The sequence below is a fragment of the Halomonas ventosae genome, assembly GCF_004361885.1.
In the GTDB taxonomy this organism is placed as follows: domain Bacteria; phylum Pseudomonadota; class Gammaproteobacteria; order Pseudomonadales; family Halomonadaceae; genus Halomonas; species Halomonas ventosae_C.
In genome coordinates, this window is the sequence record NZ_SNWH01000014.1 from 28,089 (window position 1) to 50,622 (window position 22,534).

The following is a 22,534-nucleotide window of genomic DNA, read 5'->3' on the forward strand; positions in this document are numbered from 1 at the left end:
GGGGGATGGGTATGATACCGGGCGGCCACCGCCCTCCCCGAGGCACATGCTAGACTGGGGGCTTTCATACTGATCGGGAACCGACGCTTCATGTCCCTCGACGACCTACACCTCAACCTGCGCAACCTGACCCCGGACGATTATCCCCAGCTACAGGCGCTAATGGACCGGGTTTACGACGACATCGGCGGCGCCTGGCCAAAGGCGACCATCCACAAGCTGATCAAGGAGTTCCCCGACGGGCAGATCGTCATCGAGGATGACGAGACCATCGTCGGCGTGGCGCTGACGGCGCTGGTCGACTACGACACCTTCTCCAACCCCCACCGCTACGACGACCTGATCGGTAAGCGCGAGACCATCCTCAACGAGCCCGATGGCGATGCCATGTACGGGCTCGACGTGCTGATCCATCCGGACTATCGCGGCTACCGGCTGGGCCGGCGCCTCTACGAGGCGCGCAAGGAATTGTGTCGCTCCATGAACCTCAGGGCGATCCTGGCCGGCGGGCGCATCCCCCAGTACCACGAGCATGCCCACGAGCTCTCCCCGGCCGAGTACCTCGACAGGGTCGCTCGCAAGGAGATCCACGACCCCATCCTCTCCTTCCAACTAGCCAATGACTTCCAGGTCAAGCGCCTGCTGCACAAGTACCTGCCGGAGGACCAGAAGTCCCAGGGCTACGCCACCTTGCTGGAGTGGAACAACATCCTCTACGAGCCGGCGGAGCGGGTGCTGGAGAACCGCCCCACCCAGGTGAGGGTGGGTGCGGTGCAGTGGCAGATGCGCGAGATCGACTCGGTGGAGGCGGTGCTGCAGCAGGTGGAGTACTTCGTCGATGCGCTGGCCGACTACCAGAGCGACTTCGCGGTCTTCCCGGAGCTGTTCAACGCGCCGTTGATGGGCCTTCAGGACCGTGCCGCCCAGCAGGATCAGATGGCCGCCATCCGTTTCCTGGCCGGCTTCACCGAGCAGTTCAAGACCGAGCTGTCGCGCATGGCGGTCTCCTACAACATCAATATCATCGCCGGCTCGATGATCGAGGTGGGCGAGGACGAGCGCCTCTACAACATTGCCTACCTGTGCCATCGCGACGGCGAGATCGAGCGCCAGGCCAAGCTGCACATCACGCCCCAGGAGCGCCGCGACTGGGTGATCGAAGGCGGCGACGAACTGCTGGTGTTCCAGACCGATGCCGGCCGGGTGGGCATCCAGATCTGCTACGACGTGGAATTTCCCGAGCTTTCGCGGCTGCTCGCCGATCAGGACATGGACATCCTCTTCGTGCCCTTCTGGACCGATACCAAGAACGGCTACCTGCGGGTGCGCCACTGTGCTCAGGCCCGGGCCATCGAGAACGAATGCTACGTGGTGCTGTGCGGCAGCGTGGGCAACGTGCCTTCCATCGAGAACATGGAGATCCAGTACGCCCAGTCGTCGGTCTTCTCGCCCTCGGACTTCGCCTTCCCCCACGATGCCGTGCTCTCCGAGACCACGCCCAACACCGAGATGATCATGTTCTCGGACCTCGACCTGACCCGCCTGACCGTGGTGCGCGCCGAAGGCTCGGTGACCAACCTCAAGGATCGCCGCAAGGATCTCTTCGACCTGCGCTGGAGAGACTGGTCCTGGAAGTCCGGTAGCCGGCCAGCCGGGGCCAACCCGGAAGACGGCTGACCCATGTTCGGCAAGCTATGGCGCCTGGGGCGGCGTGGTTTCGAGGCGCGCCACCCCTTTCCCGAAAAGAGTTGGCGCGAGGCCCGGGAGCGCGTGGCACTGCTCGCCGCGCTGTCCGACAAGCTGGCCGAGCGGCTCGGTCATCGCGCCTGGCGGTTCGTGCATGCCAAACGCCTGAGCCTGCATCCCGAACTCGCCGAAACCACCGAGTTCGATCCGCCCGCCCGGCTGGCCCTGGCGGCCCAGGTCTGCCTGCTGACGCTGGGCTGGGAGGAGGACGAGCACCGCGAGGCCTTCGCCAACGTCCACGAGATTCTGATCCTGCCTGAAGCCTTCCAGCGCCGGGTGGAAGAGATGGACGAGGCCGGTGTGGTCCATGCCTATGTCGACGAGCGCGCCGGCGAGACCTCCTACCAGGGGCCGGTGGTGGTTTCCTTTACCGATCTCATGGCCAGCGGTGACTTCACCGGCTTCAATGTGCTGATCCATGAGTTCGCCCACAAGCTCGACCTGGGCAATTCCCCAGAGGCGGATGGCTTCCCGCCACTCCCCCGGGAGATCGATCCGCAGGAGTGGCACCGCGTCTTCAGCGAGGTCTGGGAGGATCTTCAGGCCCGGCTCGCACGCGGCGAGCAGACGCCCATCAATGGCTATGCCGCCAGCCATCCGGCCGAATGCTTTGCAGTAGCCTGTGAATACTTCTTCACCGCCCCCGGCACCCTGCAGCTGGCCTACCCGGCGCTCTTTGCGCTACTCTCGCGCTACTTTCGCCAGGCCCCCGATACCTCACGTCGCACCTAGCAGCACTCTTAAGTCTATGATAAGAATCGCCGCGTAGGATCGGGCGTGGCGCGCCCACGATTGACAAAGCACGATTGACAAAGAAAGAGAGACCGTCGTAGTGACTCCCCCTCTAGTATCCGTGATCATCCCCGCCCGGGACGAATCGGGCAACCTGCCAAGCTTGCTCGAGGAGATCGCCGTCGCCCTGGCTACCATCGATCATGAGGTGCTGATAGTGGATGATGCCTCCCACGACGACAGCTGGGCGCTGCTCCTGGCGCGGGCCGCCGAGGATCACCGCCTGCGCCCGCTGCGTCATGCCCAGAGCGCCGGCCAGAGCACCTCGGTGTGGCAAGCAGCCCAGCTGGCGCGAGGTACCTGGCTGGCGACCCTGGATGGTGACGGCCAGAACGACCCTGCCGACCTGCCGAGCCTGATCGAGCGGGCGTGTCAGGGCGATGTCACCCTGGTCGCCGGTCATCGCATCACCCGCCATGACGACTGGCTCAAACGGCTCTCCTCGCGCATCGCCAATGCGGTGCGCGCCCGCCTACTGAGGGATGACACACCGGATACCGGATGCGGTATCAAGGTGATCCAGCGTGACGCCTTCCTTCGCCTGCCCTACTTCAATCACATGCACCGCTTCCTGCCCGCCCTGGTGCTGGCCCAGGGCGGGCGCTGTGTCTCGCTGCCGGTCAACCACCGTCCGCGCGGCGCCGGCCGTTCCCACTACGGCCTCAACAACCGGCTATGGGCCGGGCTGATCGACATGGCCGGTGTGATGTGGCTGCGACGTCGCTCGTGTCTACCGGCAGTCATCGAGGAGTATCGTCCCGCGTCGCTGACATCAACCACCGAGGAGCAGGGGAACGAGCCATGAATGTGGAATGGGTATGGCTGGGGGTCGGCTTTCTCGGCCAGGCCCTGTTCTCGGCGCGCTTTCTTGTGCAGTGGTTGGCCAGTGAGCGAGCCCGGCGCAGCATCGTGCCGCGCGCCTTCTGGTTCTTCAGCCTGGCCGGCGGGGCGACCCTGCTGGCCTATGCCCTCTATCGTCGCGACCCGGTATTCATCGCCGGCCAGGGCGCCGGGCTGTTCATCTATGCGCGCAATCTGATATTGATCCGCCGCGAGGTCCGAGAACAGCGAGCCAGGACATGATCGACTTCCTCACACGCCACCCCGCTCCCCTGCCGCGCCCTGCCTACCTGCATCGCCTGCCGTCGCTGCACTGGCTCTGGCTGCTGGCGCTGGCCGCGCTGTTCCTGGGCATTGGAATGGGCCTTCGCGATCCCTGGCCCGCCGATGAGCCGCGCTTTGCCCTGAATGCCCTGGAGATGCTGAAGACCGGACAATGGTGGATCCCCCATCGTGCCGGCGAACCCTATCCCGACAAGCCACCGATCTTCATGTGGGCCATGGCCGCCTCGATCCAGCTCACGGGATCGGTGCGCCTGGGCTTCCTGCTGCCTTCGCTGCTGGGCGCACTGGGCACCCTGGCGCTGGTCATGGACCTGGCCAACCGCCTCCACGGACGTCGCGTTGCGCTGCTCGCCGGCCTGGCTCTGCTCTCGAGCTTTCAGTTCGGGCTGCAGGCGCGTACCGCCCAGATCGATATGCTGGCTACCCTGTGGATCACCCTCGGCGCCTACGGCATGTTGCGCCACGCGCTGCTCGGCCCCGCCCGGCGCTGGTGGTTCCTGGGTTGCGCCGGCATGGGTCTTGGCATTCTCACCAAGGGCGTGGGCTTCCTGCCGCTGCTGATGCTGCCCACCTGGGGACTGCTGGCCTGGCGACGGCAGGCCGTGCCGCTGGCCTGGAAGGACCTCGCCCTGGGCGTGGGCGTGATCCTCGGTGTCGTTGCGCTGTGGGTGGTACCGATGGCCCTCTACACCAGTTTCTCCGACGACCCGGCCCTGACGGCCTATCGCGACAACATCCTGTTCAAGCAGACCGGCGAGCGCTATGCCGATTCCTGGCACCATGTGAAGCCTTGGTACTATTACCCACTCGAGGTGATTCCCTGGGCCTGGCTGCCGCTGGTGCTGGCGCTGCCCTGGCTGGTGCCCACCTGGTGGCATCGTACCCGGCGCCGCGATGCGCGGATCCTGCTGCCGCTCAGCGGCGTGCTGCTGGTAATCGTGTTCTTCTCGCTGTCACCGGGCAAGCGCGGTGTCTACCTGCTGCCCACCCTGCCGCTGCTGGTGCTGGCTTGTGCGCCGATGCTGCCCGGCCTGCTGTGTCGCCCGCGCCTGCACTGGCTGGGCGCTGGCGTGCTGGCCCTGTTCGCCGGCATGTTCCTCGCCGCCGGCGTGCTCGGCGCCCTGGGCCTTCCGGCCCTGGCACGCCTCGCCGAGCGCCACGCGGTCAGCCCCTGGGCCTGGTGGAGCCTGCTCGGGCTGATCGCCTTGGGGCTGCTGCTCTGGGGGCGAGCGCGACATGGCATGCTGGCCTTGGTCGGCTGGCTGGCGGTGTTCTGGCTGAGTTGGTCGACCTGGGGCTATCAGTTGATGGACCCGGCACGCTCGCCCCGGGACATGATGCAGCAGGCCGTCGCCATCACCGGCCCAGACGCCTGGCTGGCCATGCCGGCCTTCGATGAGGAGTTCCTGCTCCAGGCTCGCCAGCCGATGGTGCACTTCGGCTACCACACGGCCGATGACGCTCAGTTTCAGCGGGCCTTTGCCTGGCTAGCCGATACGCCGGAAGATCGCTGGATGCTGGTGCCCCAGCATCGTGACGAGGAGATCGCCTGCGCAGACCTGACACGTGCCCGGGATCTCGGCGTGCAGAACAGCGAGGCCTGGTGGCTAATCCCGGGTACGGCCTTTGCTGGGTGTCCGGGGGATGCCGGGGCTGCGCCGCTGTATGTCGCGCCCACCACTCTGGACGCCGCTTCCGCTGAGTGACACGACGCGCGCCTGACAGAAGCGGGAGAAAAACGGCAAAATGCGGACGAGGAGGAACACCGGGATGAGGGAAGCGGGTGTCATGAGGGTCTCCGGCGCCATCTTCGCCATGGCTCTGGGCGTGGCGATCATTCTCGCCCGAGTGGCCGCCCTGCCGCTGATGCCCATCGACGAGACCCGCTACCTGTCGGTGGCCTGGGAGATGTGGCAACACCAGTCCTTCCTGGTGCCCCTCCTCAACGGCGAGGCCTACTCTCACAAGCCACCGCTGCTGTTCTGGCTGATCCAGCTGGGCTGGTGGCTGTTCGGCACCTCCGACTGGGTGGCCCGGCTGGTCATCCCCACCGTGGGGCTCGCCGGATTCTGGCTGGTGGCCGATATCGTGCGCCAGCTCGCTCCCGATGCCCGGCGGGTCGCCTGGTGGGCGCCCGTGGTGCTGCTGAGCACCACCCTGTGGTTCCTTTATCTTGCCCTGAGCATGTTCGACATCCTGCTCAGCGTCTGCCTGTTGCTGGCGGTCGACGGCTGGCTGCGCTACCTGCGTACGGGGCATCGCCGCCTGCTCATCCTGGCCGGGCTGGCAGTCGGGCTGGGCGTGCTGGCCAAGGGTCCGGTGGTCTTTGTCTACTGGCTGCCGCTGGCGCTCGCTACCCGCTTCTGGTGGCCCGACAAGGCACTGCGCCAGGCCAGGATCTGGACGGCGCTGCTGGCGGCGAGCCTGCTGGGTGGCCTGATCGGCCTGGCCTGGGCAATCCCCGCGGCCATCGCCGGCGGCGAGGCCTATGCCAACGCCATCCTCTGGAGCCAGTCCGCGGGACGTGTCACCCAGGCCTTCGACCATGCCCGGCCCTGGTACTGGTACCTGCCGGCACTGCTGGTCGCCACCCTGCCCTGGCCCCTGATCGGCCTGTGGCAAAAACCCTGGACGGCGACACCGTTACAACGCTTCGCCCTCTGTGGAATCCTGCCGCCGCTGCTCCTGCTCAGCCTGATCAGCGGCAAGCAGGCTCATTACCTGATGCCAATTTTGCCGTTCCTGGCCATCTGGCTCTCCCTTCAGCTGGTGGCACGGCCACCAGGCAGGCAATGGGGCGTCGCCCTACTGCTACTGGCGATGACCGGCCTGATGGCGTTGCTGCCCGATATTGTGGTGCGCATCTTTCCCCAGGCGCCGCTGTCATCGTGGAGCCGCCTCGGCACGTTGATCCCGCTGGCGTTGACGCTATGGCTGCTGAGCCGTCCCTGCCGAGCGGCGCTGGTGCTTGCCTGGCCGCTGACCCTGCTCACCCTGCTGCTGTTGCTGTCACCGGCGATCCGGCACTACTACGACCTGGCACCCATGGCACGACGGCTAGCCGATCTCGAGTCCCGCGGCATCCCCGTGGCCTATGCTGGCGAGTACCACAACCAGTTCCGTTTTCTGGGCCGCCTCGAGACGGATCTAACAGAGATAGACGCAGACCGTGTGCTACAGGCGTGGTTGGCCAACCATCCTCAAGGGCGAGTGATCGAGGTGCTCCGGGAGCCCACTCAACGACAGAGCGAGATCGCCAGCTATCATCAGCCCTTCCGAGGACGGAGCTACCTGATCGTGCCGGGTGACCGCTGGGAGGCCTTCGTCGCCGCCTCGGCGGAACCGAGCGAGTGATGCGGCGCAACGCCTATTGGCCGTTGCCCTGCGCCACCGTATGCTGACTCCCTTTCCAGCCGCCAAGGCCTTGTGAATGCCTCGTCCATTGCTGATTCCGCTGGTCGCCCTTGTCATCCTTATCGCCCTGGCCCTCGGCTGGCAGTGGCTGGCCAGCCAGGAGTTGCTCACCATCGCCACGCTTAAGACCCTGCTCCAGGGTTCGCTGGCCTGGCGCGATGCGCCCTGGGCGGTGCTCATAGTGATAGCCGCCTACACAGGGGCCTCGCTGGTGATGTTCCCGCTCAGCTTGCTGGTGGCGCTGACCGGATTACTGTTCGGGCCCTGGTGGGGCTTCGTTTACGCCCTGGCCGGCACCCTCACTGCCTCGGTACTGACCTGGTGGGTGGGCCGACGCATCGGCCGGGAAGCACTGCTGCGCCACGGCGGGCCGCGTTTAAAAGGCCTGTCGCGTTACCTATCGGGGCGCGGCATCCGCACCATGACGCTGGTCAATCTGTTGCCGCTGGCCCCCTTCACCCTGACCAACATGATGGCCGGCGCCTTCCACCTGCGCTTTCGCGACTACATGATCGGTTCGACCCTGGGCATCGTGCCGGGACTCGCCGGGGTCACGCTACTGAGCAGCCAACTGGGGCAGCTGGCCACCGCCAACAACCGGCACGAGCTGCTGTGGGCCGGCGCCGGACTGCTGGCGGGCGTTATCATCCTGGTCGGCCTCAAGCGCTGGTCGGACCGGCGCCGCCGCGGGCGCTGACGGACACTACTCGCGTGGCACCTCGCTCTCATCTTGCGCCCGATTGCCCGGCCACCAGGCAGGTCGCTCCTGCTGCCACTCCTCCTGCACCAGATGGCGCAGCAGGCGTCCACGATGACACAGCATCTGCCACTCGGCCCCCAGGCGATAGCGCACCCGTTCCCAGCCCCCCTCGTCGGCATGGGTGAAAGGGCCGCCGCGGGCGATGGCGCGACGATAGACCCCCAGGCAACGCTCGGCACAGCGCTTCTCGTCATAGCTAGCGGCCGTTTCGAGTGCCGCCTCGGCGAGCGGCAGACGGAGGGTGGGGGCCGCCAGCGCGGCCAGCGCCCCGGCCATGATGTCGATGTCGTCTTCGGCCAGTAGCCGCCCATTGTGGCCATCAACCACCACTTCACGCACACCCGGGGCATCCACGGCTACCACGGGCAGGCCAGCTGCCATGGCCTCTGCCACCACCATTCCCTGAGTCTCGCTGTGGGAGGCGAAGGCGAAGATATCCATGGCGTGGTAGGCATCGATCAGGGCCTGGCCCTGCAGGCGACCGGTAAAGTGTACTCGCCTCGCCACGCCTCGTGACTCGGCCAGGGCCTGGATACTGCCGCGCGCCTCCCCCTCGCCCACCACCAGGAAATGGGCACCGGGCTCGCGCGCCAGAACGGCACAGACAGCCTCGGTCAAGAAGCCCAGATTCTTCTCCAGCGCTAGTCGGCCCAGATGGCCGATCACGTAGTCGGTGCGGGGAATGCCGAGTCGTTCGCGCCAGCCAGTGCCATCGCCGATGGCAAAGCGCGCGGTATCCACGCCGCTCGGTACCACGCTGATCCAGGGATTGGCCTCGCGGCGCAGAAGCAGTTCACGGATGCTATCGCTGGGCGCAATCACCTCGTCGCACAACCAGGTGTACTGGGTGGCGAGCGCCACCGCAAAGCGCTGCATGCGCGGCGAGCTGCCGGGCACATAGTGGGTGTAGTGCTCATAGAGGGTGTGGTGGGTGAAGACCAGCGGCAAACCGTAGGTCTCCGCTGCGCGGGCGGCGGTATCGCCCAGCAGGAAAGGGTGGTGGGCGTGGACGATGTCGGGGTCGAACGCCTCGATGGCTTCATGCAGCTGACCGGGGATCGGCACCGGCAACGAGAAATCGCTGCCATTGAAGTGCTGGACGGCCACCACTCGCACTACGTCGTGCTCCTCGCTCGGCTGCCCTGCCAGGCGCGGGGCCACCACCAGTACCTGGTGGCCGGCGATCTGCAGCTGATGCTTGAGACGCTGCACCGACTCGCTGACGCCGCCGACAATGGGCAGATAGGTATTGGTGAACATCAGCACATTCACGAAAACGAGACTCCTCGACTGGCGGTGGCAACATTCTGCCGGGAAGGCATTCGGCTGGCCATCTCCTGTTCAAGATAGGCGACAAAGGCGCGGCGTAAGGCATGATGGATAATAAGTTGAATGATATCCCGATTATCTTTTTCATGTGGAGAGCTAGCACCCATCATGCCCATAGAGGAGAAAATGCCATGACCCATCGCATCGCCGTCATCGCCGGTGACGGCATCGGCAAGGAAGTTATGCCGGAAGGGCTGCGCGCCCTCGAGGCCGCCGCCGCGCGCTTCGGCATCGATCTGAGCCTCGAGCACTTCGATTTCGCCAGCTGCGATTACTACGCCGCGCATGGCCAGATGCTGCCCGACGACTGGTTCGAACAGCTCAAGGACTGCGATGCCATCTTCTATGGTGCCGTCGGCTGGCCGGAGACGGTTCCCGACCATATCTCGCTATGGGGCTCGCTGTTACAGTTCCGTCGTCGTTTCGACCAGTACGTCAACCTGCGCCCCTGCAAGCTGCTACCGGGGGTGAAGAGCCCGTTGGCGGGCCGCGCGCCCGGCGATATCGATTTCTATGTGGTGCGCGAGAACACCGAGGGCGAGTATTCCAGTGTCGGCGGCAAGATGTTCGAGGGCACCGACCGCGAGGTGGTAATCCAGGAGACGGTGATGACCCGCACCGGCGTCGACAGGGTACTCAAGTATGCCTTCGATCTGGCGGCCTCCCGCCCTCGCAAGAAGCTCACCTCGGCCACCAAGTCTAACGGCATCGCCATTACCATGCCCTGGTGGGACGAGCGCGTGAGAGCCATGGGGGCGCACTATCCCGAGGTGGCGGTAGACCAGTTCCACATCGACATCCTCACCGCCAACTTCGTGATGCACCCCGACTGGTTCGACGTGGTGGTAGCCAGCAACCTGTTCGGCGATATCCTCTCCGACCTGGGACCGGCCTGCACCGGCACGATCGGTGTGGCGCCCTCGGCCAACATCAACCCGGACGGCGCCTTCCCGAGCCTCTTCGAGCCCGTCCACGGCAGCGCCCCGGATATCTACGGCAAGGGTATCGCCAACCCCATCGGCCAGATCTGGTCTGCGGCCATGATGCTCGAGCACCTGGGCCACCCGGCAGCCGGCCAGGCGGTCGTCGATGCCTTCGAGGCGGTGCTCGCCGAGGACGACAAGACGCTGCTGACGCCGGATGTCGGTGGCCAAGGCACCACCGCGACCTTGGGCCGCGCCATCGCCGCTAAGCTCGCCGGCTGATCCTCCCGCCAGCAACGATCAGGCCCCACCCTGCTCTCCTTCACGGAGCAACTGGGCGGGGCCTAATTCGTGGCAAGGCTTGGTGAGACGTCAGCCAGCGAGCTTAGCGGCGATGCGTGCCACGTGTTCACCCTGGAAGCGGGCGATCTTGAGCTCTCGGTCGTCGGGCTGGCGCGAGCCATCGCCCCCGGCGATGGTGGAGGCACCGTAGGGATTGCCGCCGCCGGCCTGGTCAAAGATGTACTGCTCGCCGATGCCATAACCCAGCGGCACGATCACCATGCCGTGGTGCGCCAGGGTGTGCCAGAAGGAGGTGATGGTGGTCTCCTGGCCGCCGCCAGTACCGGTGGAGATGAAGACGCTAGCCACCTTGCCACGGAGTTTGCCGCCCGCCCACAGGCCACCGGTCTGGTCGAGGAAGGTGCGCATCTGGGCGGACATGTTGCCGAAGCGGGTCGGGCTGCCGAAGATCACGGCATCGAAGTCGGCCAGCTCATCGGGGCTCGCCTCGGGGGTGTTGAAGGACTGGCCGCCGGCCTTGGCGAAGGCCTCGGGGTCCATGGTCTCAGGCACCCGCTTGAGAGTAACCTCGACGCCTTCGACCTCGCGCGCCCCTTCGGCCACCGTGCGGGCCAGGGTATCGATATGGCCATACATGGAATGATAGAGCACCAGTATCCGGGTCATTCGTTCGCCTCCTCTCATCGTTTTCGTCGTTTCAGTGGTATTGGTAGTGAATCCCCAGTGTAGAATCGCCGAAAACGAAAGAAAGCGAAGAAATTCGACGCGACCGGTCGAACGAAACGAAACATCACGCCCAGCGCCATACGCCCTCGAGAATCCGCACCCGGTCTGCGGTCAGGTTGTCGCGCCGGTTGCGCCCTCTCTCGACGAAGGCCTCGCCGAAGCTGCGCCCTGGCCCGGTCAGACGCGGATTTTCACCCTGGGGCCGGTCACTTTCATCCGGCCGACCCGCGAGCTTGAGTCCACCAACGACAGGCGCGAGGGTAAGAGCAGCTGCCACCATACCGACAACACCGATAATAGGTGCCATTATGCCCTCTGAGATGAGCCTCGAGCCGTTCTTCACCCGCCTGTGGGACGACTACACCGCCATGACCCCCCAGGCGATCCGCATCCATGACGCCCTGGTCGCCGATGGCGAGACCATCGTCAACGACCATGTGGCCTTTCGCACCTTCGATCGGGGCCCCATCCGCCTGGCCGATCTGGAGCCTCATCTGATGGCGCTGGGCTATACCCGACTGGAACCCTACGACTTCGAAGCCAAGAAGCTGCACGCCTGGGGCTATCTGCCGCCGCAGGAGAATCAGCCACGGGTATTCCTCTCGGAGCTGAAGTGTCGAGAGCTCTCGGCCCCGGCCCAGCGGATCATCGACGAGCTGGTGGCCCAGATCGATCCCACCCGTGTCGCCTCACCCGAGGTAATGTGGGCGGGTCGCCTATGGCAAGCGCCGACCTGGGCGGAGTATCAGACCCTGGCCGAGGAGAGCGAGTACGCCGCCTGGCTGTCGATCATCGGCCTGCGAGCCAACCACTTCACGATCAGCGTCAACCACCTGCGCCGCCACGATACCCTGGAGAAGCTGCTGGCACGCGTCGAGTCGCTGGGCCTGTCCATCAACGCCTCCGGCGGTCGCATCAAGGGCTCCCTCGAGGTGCTGCTGGAGCAAGCCTCGACGCTCGCCGACCGCATGCCCTTCACCTTCTCCGGTGGCAGGATCGAGGAGATTCCCACCTGCTACTACGAGTTCGCCCGGCGCTATCCGGATGCGGACGGCCGGCTCTATCAGGGCTTCGTCGCCGCCAGTGCCGACCGGATCTTCGAGTCCACCGACGCCAAGCCCGACCATGCTGGCTGAGTGGCTCGACCAGGGCCTGGAGGGGCGTGCCCCCTCCCGCAGCGAGGGCAGGATCGCCGGGGGGCGTTTCCGGCTGCTCGCCCCGGGGGTGCTCGAACTCGCGCCGGACACCCCCGCAACAGGGGCGAGGGCCTGCGTGCTCTCGGTCGGTATCCACGGCAACGAGACGGCCCCCATGGAGCTGCTGGGCGAGGTCCTGGCCCGGCTGGAGGCCGGGCTGCTGCGCCTGGGGGCCCCGCTGCTGGTGATCCTGGGCAACCCCGAGGCGATCCAGCGCGGCCAGCGCTGTGTCGCCACCAACCTCAACCGGCTGTTCCGGCGCGACCTCGATCAGGCCGGTGACGAGCCCGACCGGGCCCGGGTGCTGATGGCCGAGGTGGATGCCTTCTACGCCCGCCACCCCGGCCGGGAGCGCCTGCACTACGACCTGCACACGGCGATCCGCGACAGCCGCTTCCCGCGCTTCGTGGTCGAGCCCTTCACCGCGACGCCGACGCCTGCCGAGCAGTGGCGCTGGCTGGCGGGCGCCGGCATCCAGGCGGTACTGCACCAGCACCGCCACAGTTGGACCTTCTCGCACCACTCGAAGCACTACCATGGGGCGGCGGCCTTCACCCTGGAGCTGGGCCGCGCGCTACCGTTCGGCCACAACGACCTCGCTCCCCTGGCCCCCATGGGCCGGATGCTCGAGGCACTGCTCGAGGGCCGCGTGCCGGCTACCGGCGAGCCCGGCACCATGGCCTTCTTTCGCGTCGAGCACGAACTGCTGCGCCACAGCGAGGCGTTCCGACTCTGCTTCCCGGACGATACACCCAACTTCTCTGAATTCCCGCCGGGCACCCTGCTGGCGGAAGATGCCGTCGCCGGCGAGACACGCGTCGGTGACACCGCCCTCTCGGTGGTCTTTCCCAATGCCCAGGTCGAGATCGGTGCCCGGGCGGCGCTGCTGGTGGTACCGAGCCCGCCACCGGGCTGAGGCACCTCCTGCTCGACACCCCCGGCCATTTACAACATCAATTCATAACAACAACTCACAACAACAATCCCCAGGAGCCCCGTCATGACCCATGCCATCCCCGCCCCGGCCACGTATAGAATACCCGGCTCGCCGCGCCCCGCTGCCGAAGCGCCTCCGGCCTGCTAGAATCGCCCCCTTCCACGTCCCCGGCCGCGCCGGGCGACTCTCGATGCAGCGGACCGCCCACGATCTGGAGCCCGTTCCATGGCCGATACCCCCATTCCGCTGGAAGTGCGCCACATCACCAAGCGATTCGGCAATGCCGAAGTCCTCAAGGGCCTCTCCCTGAAGGCCCACAAGGGCGATGTGATTACCTTGATCGGAGCCTCCGGCTCCGGCAAGAGTACCTTCCTGCGCTGCATGAACCTGCTCGAGCAACCCGACGAGGGCGAGGTGATTGTCCACGGCGAGGAGATCCGCTTCAAGCAGACCCGACACGGCCGCGAACCGGCCGACTGGAAGCAGGTGGTGCGCATGCGCGCCAAGCTCTCCATGGTCTTTCAGAGCTTCAACCTCTGGGCACATATGACGCTGCTCGAGAACGTCATCGAGGCGCCGGTGCATGTGCTGGGCAAGCCGAAGAAGCAGGCCATCACCCATGCCCGGCAACTGCTCGAACGGGTTGGCCTGGCCGCCCATGCCGACTACTACCCGGCGCAGATGTCCGGCGGCCAGCAGCAGCGCGGGGCCATCGCCCGCGCCTTGGCCATGGACCCGGAGGTGATGCTCTTCGACGAGCCCACTTCGGCACTGGACCCGGAGCTGGTCGGTGACGTATTGAAGGTAATGCGCGACCTGGCCAAGGAGGGGCGCACCATGATCGTGGTCACCCACGAGATGGCCTTCGCCCGCGACGTCTCCTCCCAGGTCATCTATCTCCACCAGGGGCGGATCGAGGAAGCCGGCCCGCCGGAGCAAGTGCTGAACAACCCGCATTCCGAGCGGCTCAAGCAGTTCCTGACGCCCAAGCACTGAGATGGAACGCACGAGGAGGCTTCCATGATCGATCTGCATGGCTACGGCCCGCGCCTGTTCGAGGGTGCTATGGTCACCATCGAGCTGGGCATACTCTCGCTGATCCTTTCGGTGGTGCTGGGGCTTCTGACCGCCAGCGCCAAGATGTCGCGCAGCTGGATCCTGCACCACATCGGCACCCTCTACACCACCCTCATCCGCGGCGTTCCTGACCTGGTGCTGATGATGCTGCTGTTCTTCGGTGGCCAGATCGGCATCAACATGATCACCGACCAGCTCTACGAACACTTCGGCTGGGACATCTTCATCAATGTCAACGAGTTCGTCGCCGGCGTGGTCACCATCGGCCTGATCTTCGGTGCCTACATGGGCGAGACCTTCCGCGGCGCCTTCCTGGCCGTGGACAGCGGCCAGATCGAGGCCGGCCGTGCCTACGGCATGAGCCACTGGCTGGTATTCCGCCGCATCCGCTTCCCGCAGATGATGCGCCACGCCATCCCGGGCCTTTCCAACAACTGGATGGTGCTGCTCAAGACCACCGCCCTGGTCTCGGTGATCGGGCTCAGCGATATGGTCCGGGTAGCGGCAGAGGCCTCCAAGGCCACCCGTGAGCCCTTCACCTTCATGCTCATCGTCGCCGCCATCTATCTGCTGATCGCCACGCTCTCGGAGTGGGGCTTCGCACGGCTGCAGAAACGCTATGACGTCGGCTACCGGGAGGCAGACTGATGGACACCCTGATGACCTGGCTTGAGGCCCAGCTCGCCGACAACAGCATTTTTACCCTGCAGACCTTCGGCTACTATGGCGAGGGGCTGATCACCACCGTGCAGCTGGTGTCCCTGTCGCTGATCATCGGCCTGGTGCTGGCGGTACCGCTGGCCATCGGCCGCGGCTCGCCACATCGCTGGATCAGCCTGCCGATCTTTCTCTACTGCTATGTGTTCCGCGGCACGCCGCTGCTGGTCCAGCTCTACCTGATCTACTATGGCGTGGTGTTCATCGAGGGGATCCAGGAAACCTGGCTATGGGTGATTCTCGAGAAACCCTTTGTACCGGCGCTGATCGCCTTCACCCTCAATACCGCGGCCTACACCGCCGAGATCTTCCGCGGTGCCATCAAGTCCACGCCGCGCGGCGAGATCGAGGCGGCGCGCGCCTACGGCATGTCCCGGGGGTTGATGCTGCGACGCATCGTGCTGCCCAGCGCCTTCCGTCGCGCCCTGCCGGCTTACGGCAACGAGGTGATCTTCATGCTGCATGCCAGCGCCATCGCCAGCGTGGTCACCATCATGGACCTGACCGGGGCCGCCCGCTTCGTGTATGCCCGCTACTACGCACCCTTCGAGGCCTTCCTGTTCGTGGCGGCCATCTACCTCTGCCTGACCTTCGCCATCCTCTACCTGTTTCGCTACCTGGAACGGCGCCTGCTGGCGCACCTCAAGCCGGCCAGCGGCTGACCGACGACCACAAGGAGCGTAAGACAAGCGTTGGGAACCGCCGTTTGATAGCGACCGGCTGCCCCTTCCGACGACCCCGGACATCCGCTACCGTGGTCAGGTCGTCACCCACGAGGTGATATCCCCAACCACACGGGAAGACCCCCATGAAACTACACAAGATCCTGAGCCTCGGCCTGTTCGGCGTCGCCCTGGTGGCCGGCAGCGCGAGTGCCGAGGTACGCGACATTCGTATCGGTGTCGATGTGCCCTACGAGCCCATGGAATATCGCACCCCCGAGGGTGAGCTGACCGGCTTCGACATCGACCTGGGCAACGCCCTGTGTGCCGAGATCGGCATCCAGTGCGAATGGGTCGTGCAGGGCTGGGACGGCATCATCCCCGGCCTACAGGCGCGCAAGTACGACGCCATCATGTCGTCGATGACCATCAACGAGCAGCGTCGTGAGCAGGTGCTGTTCTCCGACCCCTACCTCACCCCGCCCTCGGCCTGGTTCGCCCCCAGCGACATCGAGATCGGCACCCCGTCCAAGAAGACCCTCGAGGGCCTCACCGTTGGCGTGCAGCGCGGCACCCTGCAGGACAACTACGTGACCGACCTGTACGGCGACGTGGCCGACGTCAACCGCTACGCCACCGCCGATGACATGGTGTTGGACATGGACTCGGGGCGCCTCGACGCGGTGTTCCTCGACTTCCCGATCGGCAAGTCCACCCTGCTCGACAGCGAGGCAGGCGACTACAAGATCGTCGGCGAGAAGATCACCGAGCCCCAGGAATACTTTGGAGAAGGCTTCGGCATCGCCTTCCGCCAGCGTGACCAGGAACTGGCCGAGGCCTTCAATGAGGCCCTGGCGACGCTGAAGGAGAACGGCACCTACGACGAGATTCACGCCAAGTATTTTGGTGAATAAGTACTTTGGTGAATAAGTACTTTGGTGAATAACGACGCTGACGAATGCCCGCATCCTCTGCTGTTTAAGCATGCGTGCCACAACAAGGAGTTGGCGCGGGGAAAACAAACGCCTAACCTGTGCGGATTCATGAAGACTCAGCGGGGACGTCGATGATTCGCACTTTTCAGCTCCACCACCACACCATTCATGAGGCCAAACCGGACGGGCGCTCGCTGACCGAGCGCCTCGCCGATGCGACCTGGATCGACGCCCACGAGCTGGACGAAGAAGAGCGGGAACGGCTCAACGCCTTTCTCGCCGACGAACTGCCGGCCAACGACGACGTCGAGGAGATCGAATCCTCGGCGCGCTACTTCGTCGATGCCGACGGCATCCACGTGCATTCCCTGTTCCTGTCGTATAGCGAGGGACGCCACGGCAACACCACCGTGGCCTTCATCCTGCAGCCCCAGCGGCTGATCACCTTCCGCGATACCGAGATCGCCGATTTCCGCCTGCTGCGCCTGCGCGCGCGCAGCGGCCAGGTGGAGACCACCTCCGCCCAGTCACTGATGCTGACGATCTTCGAACAGAAGGTGGAGAATCTCGCCGATACCCTCGAGGACATCCATCGCAAGCTCGAGCACGTCAGCCACATGGTGCTCGAGCAGGAGGATGCCGACCTCGAGGAGGCCATCGACCAGCTGGCGAAGCTCGAGGACAGCAACGGCAAGATCCGGCTCTGCCTCATGGACACCCAGCGCTCGATGCTCTTTCTCATCCGCCACCTACGCGATGAAACCGAGCTGCGGGAGACCGCCCGCGAGGTGATGAGCGACGTCGAGACCCTGATGACGCACACCTCCTTCCTGTTCGATAAGATCAACTTCCTGATGGACTCGACCCAGGGGTTTATCAACATCCAGCAGAACCAGATCATCAAGATCTTCTCGATCGCGGCCGTGGTCTTTCTGCCGCCGACCCTGGTGGCCAGCATCTATGGCATGAACTTCGAGGTGATGCCCGAGCTCTCCTGGCCCTTCGGCTATCCATTCGCGCTGGGGCTGATGGTGGTGGCTGGGGTCTCTCCCTACCTCTACTTCAAGCACAAGAACTGGCTCTAGGAGCCTGACTCCTCAAAGCTGAAGCGGGGCGCGGGGGCGTCCGGCAGCAGGGCCGCACAGGCGCGCACCCGCTCCAGCAGCTCGGCGTGGGTGGGGGCGAGCAGGTTGACGTGACCGAGCTTGCGGCCGGCTCGCTCGCGCTTGTCGTAGCGATGCAGGTGGGCGTCCGGCAGGGCCAGGACCTCGGCCGCCTCGCCCTCGCGGCCGATCATGTTGACCATGCAGGTCGGCATGCGCGCCGAGGTGTCGCCCAGCGGCAGGCCCTGGATGGCGCGCAGGTGGTTCTCGAACTGGCTGGTCACCGCGCCATCGATTGTCCAGTGGCCGGAGTTGTGCACACGGGGGGCCATCTCGTTGGCCAGCAGGCTGCCATCGGCGCACTGGAAGAGCTCCAGGGTCAGCACGCCCACATAGTCGAGCGCGTCGAGCAGGGCACGGATGTAGCCATCGGCGATCTGCTCGACCTGCTCGTCCAGGTCCGGCAGGGGCGCGATGGAGTAGCGCAGGATGCCGTCCACGTGCTGGTTCTCGGCCATGGGATAGAAGGCCACCTCGCCGTCACGACCGCGCGCGGCGATGATCGACACCTCGCGCACGAAGTCGACGAAGGCCTCCACGACCAGCCGCGGGTGGTTGATCGCGCGCCACGCCTCGTGGGCTTCGGCCGAATTCTTGAGTACCGCCTGGCCCTTGCCGTCATAGCCCTCGGTGAGCGACTTCGCCACTACCGGGCAGCCCAGCTCGCGGGCCGCGGCCTCCAGCTCGTCGGCGCTTTCCACCAGGCGGTAGGCCGGGGTGGGAATGCCCAAGCGATCGAACAGCGCCTTCTCCTCGGCGCGATTCTGACAGATGCGGATCGCTCGGCTTCCGGGATAGACCGGCCGGTGCTCCTCGATGGCCTGCACCAGCGAGACCGGCAGGTGCTCGAACTCGTAGGTGACCAGATCGACCTTCGCCAGGAAGGCGTCGAGCAGAGGCTGCTGGTCCGTGTACACCATCACATCGCCGATGCCGGCGCTGGGATGGCCGGTGGTATCGAGAAAGGTGAAACGGTTGGCCAGCGGGTAGCCGGAGAGGGCCAGCATGCGGCCGAGCTGACCGGCACCGAGGACGCCGATATTCATGGTGGGCTCCTTCATTTATCTCGCTGGATCAGACGTCGGGACGCGGATCAGGATGGTCGAGCACACTACGGGTCTGTTCGGCGCGGAATGCCTCCACGGCGGCGCGCACGGTTGCATCCTGCAGGCCAACGATCTGCGCGGCCATCAGCCCCGCATTGGTGGCGCCGGCCTTGCCGATGGCGAGCGTCCCCACGGCGATGCCGCCGGGCATCTGCACAATGGAGAGCAGCGAATCCAGGCCATTGAGCGCCCGGGACTCCACCGGCACGCCGAGCACCGGCAGCGCGGTCTGCGAGGCCACCATGCCCGGCAGATGGGCGGCCCCGCCGGCGCCGGCGATGATCACCGACAGGCCCCGCTCGGCCGCGCCCTTGGCGTAGTCGAAGAGCAGGTCGGGGGTGCGGTGGGCGGAAACCACCCGGCTCTCGCAGGACACGCCCAGCCGCTCGAGCATCGCCACCGCATGCTCCATCACCGGCCAGTCGGACGTCGACCCCATGATCACGCCAACCCTCGGCGCCTGTGTATCGGACTGCATGGCCTGCTCCTCGGCAACTGCCTCAGTACGGTAGGTAAAGAGTGCGGAAAGGAAAGCCGCACATTCTAAAGCTGCGGACCTGCACCGTCATCCCTATCCCCATCTCGAGGCCACGAGACATTGGACGATCAATCCTGCCTCTCGACTAGGTTAGCCATAGCCCCGATGCCAGCAGTACCAGCGTGGCCAGTAACGTGGCCACATTGACGGCCAGCACACTGAGCAGCAAGGCGGGATTCTCCAGCGCCTCGGACAGCCGGCGAACGACCCAGTAAGCGGCGGGCGCTGGCAGCCAGGCCAGCCAGACGCCGGCCGGCAAGACGCCACTGATCTGCCCCAGGGCAATCATCGCATAGGCACCCAGCAGCAACACCTTCACGACTCTCGAGGCACCGCGGAGACCCAGCACGATGGGCAGATGACGCCGACCGATGCGTCGGTCGGCATCCACATCGGGGAACTGATTGAGTAACAGCAGCTCACTAACCAGCAACAAAGACACCCCCGAGACGATCAGTGATGCCGCGTCGATCCGCCCGCCCAGTGCCACCAGCGTGCCCAGCACCATCACCGGGCCAAAACCCAGTCCCGGCGCCAGCAGACACAACCAGGGCATGCGGGTGATCCAGCGGGTATAGGCCACCACCAGGCCAACCCCACCCAGCCCAATGACCAACATCGGTAAGCCGCGCCACCACAGGAAATAGCCGCCGATGATGATAACGCCCATCAGCGCCAGCAAGGCGGCAAACCGCACCAAGGGGGCGGCCGAGGGCGTCTCGGGCAAGGCCCCGCTTCCCCCGGAAAAGGGGGTACGCAGGGTCATCAGGTCGAGTCTCGAGTGGAAATCCTCGTATTCGTTGAGCAGGTTTACCGCGGCATGGGCGAGCACGCCACCGACCAGCACCAGCACGATATCAATCGCGCAAAGCGTCACCGGTTGAAGGGCCACAAGGCCCAGCCCCAGCAGCACGCAAAGGGGGGCCAGCACCAGGAAATTGGGACGAGCGGCTCTTGCGATGGTACTGGTCGACATGAGGCCCCTGCACTGCAAGAAGATCACTGACCGGAACGTATGTGTCTGCCAGGGATACACCGGCAGTGGCGAAGCCCCGGGGCAAAACCCGGCCTCAACTAGCCCCGATGGCCTGCGACTCTCGTCGGCTGGCCAGCCAGTTGCCGGCCAGCCCCAGCACCATCACCGCCACCCCCGCCATCTCTACCACCAGGCTGGGGTAGAAGGCCGCGGCGATCGCCGGCAGCAGCACCAGGCGAATCGGCCAGGACATCCGGGTGAACAAAAACCCTTCCAAGGCGGCGGCGAAAGCCCCCAGGGCCAGGAAACCGATGAAGGCGGTCCATACCAGCACCGGCAGCGGCCCGCCCATGATGATCTCCGGGTTGTAAACCATGAACAGCGGGATCAGGTAGAGTCCCTTGGCGAACTTCCAGGCCTGGAAGCCGGTATCCATGGGCTTGGCCCCGGCGATCGCGGCGCCTGCGAAGCCGGCAAGCGCGATGGGTGGCGTGACATTGGAATCCTGGGAATACCAGAACACCACCAGGTGGGCAATCAGCAGCGGCACGCCGAACTCGGCGGTCAACGCCGGGCCCACCAGCACGATCAGCACGATGTAGCTGGCGGTGACCGGCAGCCCCATGCCCAGCACCAGGCTGGCCAGCAGCACCATCACCAGCGCCAGCAGCAGGTTGCCGCCGGAGAAGGCCATCATCATCGAGGAGAACTTCAGTCCCAGCCCGGTCAGGCCCACCACGCCGACGATCACGCCGGCCACGGCACAGGCCATGGACACGGCCACGGCATTGCGCGCGCCCAGCTCCAGGCCGCCGACCAGCTTGACCAGCCCGGCTTTCAGCGCTTCGCGCAGGGTCTCTGCGGTCACCCTCTGGCCCTCGCGCGGGGCGATGAACAGGAACCACACCGCGAAGCGCATCACCGCCACCGCCAGCATGGTGAGGATGGCGTAGTAGCCCACCCGCATCGGCGACATGTTCATCACCAGCAGCCACACCAGCACCAGCAGCGGCAGCAGGAAGTGCCAGCCGGCCCCCATCACGTCGCGCATCTGCGGAAGTTCCGAGCGCGCCATGCCCTGCATGCCCTGCTTCAGGGCGATGATATGCACGAAGAGGTAGACGGTGGCGAAGTACATGACCGCCGGCAGGATGCTCACCTTGACCACCTCGAGGTAGGGCATCCGCGTGTACTCGGCGATCAGGAAGGCCCCCGCGCCCATCAACGGCGGCATGATCTGCCCGCCGGTGGAAGCCGCCGCCTCGATGCCCCCGGCCTGGGCCGGCTTGAAGCCCAGGCGCTTCATCAGCGGGATGGTGAAGGCCCCGGTGGTCACCACGTTGGCGATGGCACTGCCGGAGATCGAGCCCATGCCGGCCGAGGCGATCACCGCCGCCTTGGCCGGCCCGCCGCGCTGGCGGCCGGTGGCAGCATAGGCCAGGTCGATGAAGAACTTGCCGGCGCCGGTGATCTCCAGGAAGGCACCGAACAGCACGAAGATGAAGATATAGGTGGCGGCTACCCCCATGGGCAGGCCGAAGATGCCCTCCTGGCCCAGGTAGAGCTGGCCCACCAGGCGGTCCAGGTTGTAGCCGCGGTGCTCGAGGATGCCAGGCAGGAACTGGCCGAGCCACGGCAGCTCGCCGCGCGGGCCGGCGAAGGCGTAGAGGATGGCGACCAGGCCGATGATGGTCATGCCCAGGCCCACCGCCCGGCGCGCCGCTTCCAGCACGGTGACGGTGGCAATGCAGCCGACCACGATGTCCGTCTGGCTCCAGAAGCCGGCACGGTTGATGATCTCGTCGAGGAACAGCACCAGGTAGCCCCCGGTGACCAGCGCCCCGGCGAGGAAGACCGTGTCGATGAGGCCACTGATTGGGCCGCGATCATGTTTAGGGCCCAGCAGCGGGAACATCAAAAAGACCAGCATCATGATCAGCATCAGGTGGATGCTGCGCTGGTAGAAGAGCCCCAGCGGCTGGATGCCGGCGGAGTAGAGCTGGAACAGTGACAGTCCCACCGCCACCAGGGTAATCAGCCACAACACCGGACGGGAATGGTTCGCCTGGCTGCCGGGAATGATCGGGGAGGTACCCGAATCGCTCATCG

Annotated in this window: 22 protein-coding genes; 15 read left to right on the forward strand and 7 right to left on the reverse strand. The window is 65.6% G+C overall.

What is annotated here, in order from left to right; all coding sequences use genetic code 11:
* Positions 1-90: 90 nt before the first annotated feature.
* The 7 genes from DFO68_RS11045 to DFO68_RS11075 all read left to right on the forward strand — a co-directional run bounded on the left by DFO68_RS11045 (position 91) and on the right by DFO68_RS11075 (position 7,774).
* Positions 91-1,677, forward strand: a complete 1,587-nt coding sequence (locus DFO68_RS11045; RefSeq protein WP_133483723.1) for a bifunctional GNAT family N-acetyltransferase/carbon-nitrogen hydrolase family protein — start codon at positions 91-93, stop codon at positions 1,675-1,677.
* 3 nt (positions 1,678-1,680) lie between these two features.
* Positions 1,681-2,478, forward strand: coding sequence for a zinc-dependent peptidase (locus DFO68_RS11050; protein ID WP_133483724.1), 798 nt, complete (start codon positions 1,681-1,683; stop codon positions 2,476-2,478).
* Positions 2,479-2,578: 100 nt separating this feature from the next.
* Positions 2,579-3,343, forward strand: a complete 765-nt coding sequence (locus DFO68_RS11055; protein ID WP_133483725.1) for a glycosyltransferase family 2 protein — start codon at positions 2,579-2,581, stop codon at positions 3,341-3,343.
* Positions 3,340-3,621 carry a lipid-A-disaccharide synthase N-terminal domain-containing protein gene (locus DFO68_RS11060; RefSeq protein WP_133483726.1) on the forward strand — a complete coding sequence of 94 codons (282 nt, stop codon included), beginning with the start codon at positions 3,340-3,342 and terminating at the stop codon, positions 3,619-3,621. Before DFO68_RS11055 ends, DFO68_RS11060 begins: the two co-directional genes overlap by 4 nt.
* On the forward strand, positions 3,618-5,369 hold the full coding sequence (locus DFO68_RS11065) for an ArnT family glycosyltransferase (RefSeq protein ID WP_243726491.1): 1,752 nt from the start codon (positions 3,618-3,620) through the stop codon (positions 5,367-5,369). The genes DFO68_RS11060 and DFO68_RS11065 overlap by 4 nt, the downstream gene beginning before the upstream one ends.
* 82 nt (positions 5,370-5,451) lie before the next feature.
* On the forward strand, positions 5,452-7,017 hold the full coding sequence (locus tag DFO68_RS11070) for an ArnT family glycosyltransferase (RefSeq protein WP_166637555.1): 1,566 nt from the start codon (positions 5,452-5,454) through the stop codon (positions 7,015-7,017).
* Positions 7,018-7,093: 76 nt separating this feature from the next.
* Positions 7,094-7,774: a TVP38/TMEM64 family protein gene (locus DFO68_RS11075; RefSeq protein ID WP_133483728.1), complete on the forward strand. Its 681-nt coding sequence runs from the start codon at positions 7,094-7,096 to the stop codon at positions 7,772-7,774.
* Between the two features lie 6 nt (positions 7,775-7,780).
* On the opposite strand, the gene DFO68_RS11080 is transcribed toward DFO68_RS11075, so the two are convergent.
* Positions 7,781-9,109 (reverse strand): glycosyltransferase, encoded by a 1,329-nt coding sequence (locus tag DFO68_RS11080; protein ID WP_133483729.1) that lies wholly within the window; start codon positions 9,107-9,109, stop codon positions 7,781-7,783.
* A 188-nt stretch (positions 9,110-9,297) separates the two neighbouring features.
* Between DFO68_RS11080 and DFO68_RS11085 the strand changes: the two genes are divergently transcribed.
* Positions 9,298-10,371, forward strand: coding sequence for a tartrate dehydrogenase (locus DFO68_RS11085; protein ID WP_133483730.1), 1,074 nt, complete (start codon positions 9,298-9,300; stop codon positions 10,369-10,371).
* A gap of 90 nt (positions 10,372-10,461) precedes the next feature.
* Here the strand turns inward: DFO68_RS11085 and wrbA are convergent, their stop codons facing one another.
* Both wrbA and DFO68_RS11095 read right to left on the reverse strand, forming a co-directional pair.
* The gene (wrbA, locus tag DFO68_RS11090) at positions 10,462-11,058 is read right to left on the reverse strand and encodes an NAD(P)H:quinone oxidoreductase (protein ID WP_133483731.1); all 597 of its coding nucleotides are present in this window, start codon (positions 11,056-11,058) and stop codon (positions 10,462-10,464) included.
* A 124-nt stretch (positions 11,059-11,182) separates the two neighbouring features.
* Positions 11,183-11,425, reverse strand: a complete 243-nt coding sequence (locus DFO68_RS11095) for a hypothetical protein (protein ID WP_133483732.1) — start codon at positions 11,423-11,425, stop codon at positions 11,183-11,185.
* Between the two features lies 1 nt (position 11,426).
* Here DFO68_RS11095 and DFO68_RS11100 point away from each other — a divergent pair, with 1 nt between their 5' ends.
* The 7 genes from DFO68_RS11100 to corA all read left to right on the forward strand — a co-directional run bounded on the left by DFO68_RS11100 (position 11,427) and on the right by corA (position 17,727).
* Complete coding sequence (locus tag DFO68_RS11100) at positions 11,427-12,254, forward strand: DUF1338 domain-containing protein (RefSeq protein ID WP_243726492.1); 828 nt, start codon at positions 11,427-11,429, stop codon at positions 12,252-12,254.
* Positions 12,244-13,230, forward strand: a complete 987-nt coding sequence (locus DFO68_RS11105; protein WP_133483733.1) for a succinylglutamate desuccinylase — start codon at positions 12,244-12,246, stop codon at positions 13,228-13,230. Before DFO68_RS11100 ends, DFO68_RS11105 begins: the two co-directional genes overlap by 11 nt.
* 246 nt (positions 13,231-13,476) lie before the next feature.
* On the forward strand, positions 13,477-14,247 hold the full coding sequence (locus tag DFO68_RS11110) for an ABC transporter ATP-binding protein (protein WP_133483734.1): 771 nt from the start codon (positions 13,477-13,479) through the stop codon (positions 14,245-14,247).
* A gap of 24 nt (positions 14,248-14,271) precedes the next feature.
* The gene (locus DFO68_RS11115) at positions 14,272-14,976 is read left to right on the forward strand and encodes an ABC transporter permease (RefSeq protein ID WP_133483735.1); all 705 of its coding nucleotides are present in this window, start codon (positions 14,272-14,274) and stop codon (positions 14,974-14,976) included.
* A complete protein-coding gene (locus DFO68_RS11120) occupies positions 14,976-15,707 on the forward strand; it encodes an ABC transporter permease (protein ID WP_133483736.1) in 732 nt (243 codons plus the stop codon). The genes DFO68_RS11115 and DFO68_RS11120 overlap by 1 nt, the downstream gene beginning before the upstream one ends.
* A 146-nt stretch (positions 15,708-15,853) precedes the next feature.
* Positions 15,854-16,621: a transporter substrate-binding domain-containing protein gene (locus tag DFO68_RS11125; protein ID WP_133483737.1), complete on the forward strand. Its 768-nt coding sequence runs from the start codon at positions 15,854-15,856 to the stop codon at positions 16,619-16,621.
* Between the two features lie 152 nt (positions 16,622-16,773).
* Entirely contained in the window at positions 16,774-17,727 is a 954-nt protein-coding gene (gene corA, locus DFO68_RS11130; protein WP_133483738.1) for a magnesium/cobalt transporter CorA, read from the forward strand.
* Here corA and DFO68_RS11135 read toward each other — a convergent pair.
* From DFO68_RS11135 to DFO68_RS11150, 4 genes are all read right to left on the reverse strand, one after another.
* Entirely contained in the window at positions 17,724-18,851 is a 1,128-nt protein-coding gene (locus DFO68_RS11135) for a 5-(carboxyamino)imidazole ribonucleotide synthase (protein WP_133483739.1), read from the reverse strand. The genes corA and DFO68_RS11135 overlap by 4 nt on opposite strands.
* 28 nt (positions 18,852-18,879) lie before the next feature.
* Complete coding sequence (gene purE, locus DFO68_RS11140; protein ID WP_133483740.1) at positions 18,880-19,389, reverse strand: 5-(carboxyamino)imidazole ribonucleotide mutase; 510 nt, start codon at positions 19,387-19,389, stop codon at positions 18,880-18,882.
* Between the two features lie 145 nt (positions 19,390-19,534).
* Complete coding sequence (locus DFO68_RS11145) at positions 19,535-20,425, reverse strand: prenyltransferase (protein ID WP_133483741.1); 891 nt, start codon at positions 20,423-20,425, stop codon at positions 19,535-19,537.
* 94 nt (positions 20,426-20,519) lie between these two features.
* The gene (locus DFO68_RS11150) at positions 20,520-22,532 is read right to left on the reverse strand and encodes a TRAP transporter permease (protein ID WP_133483742.1); all 2,013 of its coding nucleotides are present in this window, start codon (positions 22,530-22,532) and stop codon (positions 20,520-20,522) included.
* Positions 22,533-22,534: the final 2 nt, after the last annotated feature.

Coding starts and splice junctions, on each gene's coding strand:
- DFO68_RS11045 (WP_133483723.1), top strand. CDS start 91: ATGTCCCTCGACGACCTACACCTCAACCTGCGCAACCTGACCCCGGAC.
- DFO68_RS11110 (WP_133483734.1), top strand. CDS start 13,477: ATGGCCGATACCCCCATTCCGCTGGAAGTGCGCCACATCACCAAGCGA.
- wrbA (WP_133483731.1), bottom strand. CDS start 11,058: ATGACCCGGATACTGGTGCTCTATCATTCCATGTATGGCCATATCGAT.
- DFO68_RS11125 (WP_133483737.1), top strand. CDS start 15,854: ATGAAACTACACAAGATCCTGAGCCTCGGCCTGTTCGGCGTCGCCCTG.
- DFO68_RS11115 (WP_133483735.1), top strand. CDS start 14,272: ATGATCGATCTGCATGGCTACGGCCCGCGCCTGTTCGAGGGTGCTATG.
- DFO68_RS11145 (WP_133483741.1), bottom strand. CDS start 20,425: ATGTCGACCAGTACCATCGCAAGAGCCGCTCGTCCCAATTTCCTGGTG.
- corA (WP_133483738.1), top strand. CDS start 16,774: ATGATTCGCACTTTTCAGCTCCACCACCACACCATTCATGAGGCCAAA.
- DFO68_RS11075 (WP_133483728.1), top strand. CDS start 7,094: ATGCCTCGTCCATTGCTGATTCCGCTGGTCGCCCTTGTCATCCTTATC.
- DFO68_RS11120 (WP_133483736.1), top strand. CDS start 14,976: ATGGACACCCTGATGACCTGGCTTGAGGCCCAGCTCGCCGACAACAGC.
- DFO68_RS11105 (WP_133483733.1), top strand. CDS start 12,244: ATGCTGGCTGAGTGGCTCGACCAGGGCCTGGAGGGGCGTGCCCCCTCC.
- DFO68_RS11150 (WP_133483742.1), bottom strand. CDS start 22,532: ATGAGCGATTCGGGTACCTCCCCGATCATTCCCGGCAGCCAGGCGAAC.
- purE (WP_133483740.1), bottom strand. CDS start 19,389: ATGCAGTCCGATACACAGGCGCCGAGGGTTGGCGTGATCATGGGGTCG.
- DFO68_RS11100 (WP_243726492.1), top strand. CDS start 11,427: ATGCCCTCTGAGATGAGCCTCGAGCCGTTCTTCACCCGCCTGTGGGAC.
- DFO68_RS11135 (WP_133483739.1), bottom strand. CDS start 18,851: ATGAATATCGGCGTCCTCGGTGCCGGTCAGCTCGGCCGCATGCTGGCC.
- DFO68_RS11095 (WP_133483732.1), bottom strand. CDS start 11,425: ATGGCACCTATTATCGGTGTTGTCGGTATGGTGGCAGCTGCTCTTACC.
- DFO68_RS11060 (WP_133483726.1), top strand. CDS start 3,340: ATGAATGTGGAATGGGTATGGCTGGGGGTCGGCTTTCTCGGCCAGGCC.
- DFO68_RS11085 (WP_133483730.1), top strand. CDS start 9,298: ATGACCCATCGCATCGCCGTCATCGCCGGTGACGGCATCGGCAAGGAA.
- DFO68_RS11070 (WP_166637555.1), top strand. CDS start 5,452: ATGAGGGTCTCCGGCGCCATCTTCGCCATGGCTCTGGGCGTGGCGATC.
- DFO68_RS11050 (WP_133483724.1), top strand. CDS start 1,681: ATGTTCGGCAAGCTATGGCGCCTGGGGCGGCGTGGTTTCGAGGCGCGC.
- DFO68_RS11065 (WP_243726491.1), top strand. CDS start 3,618: ATGATCGACTTCCTCACACGCCACCCCGCTCCCCTGCCGCGCCCTGCC.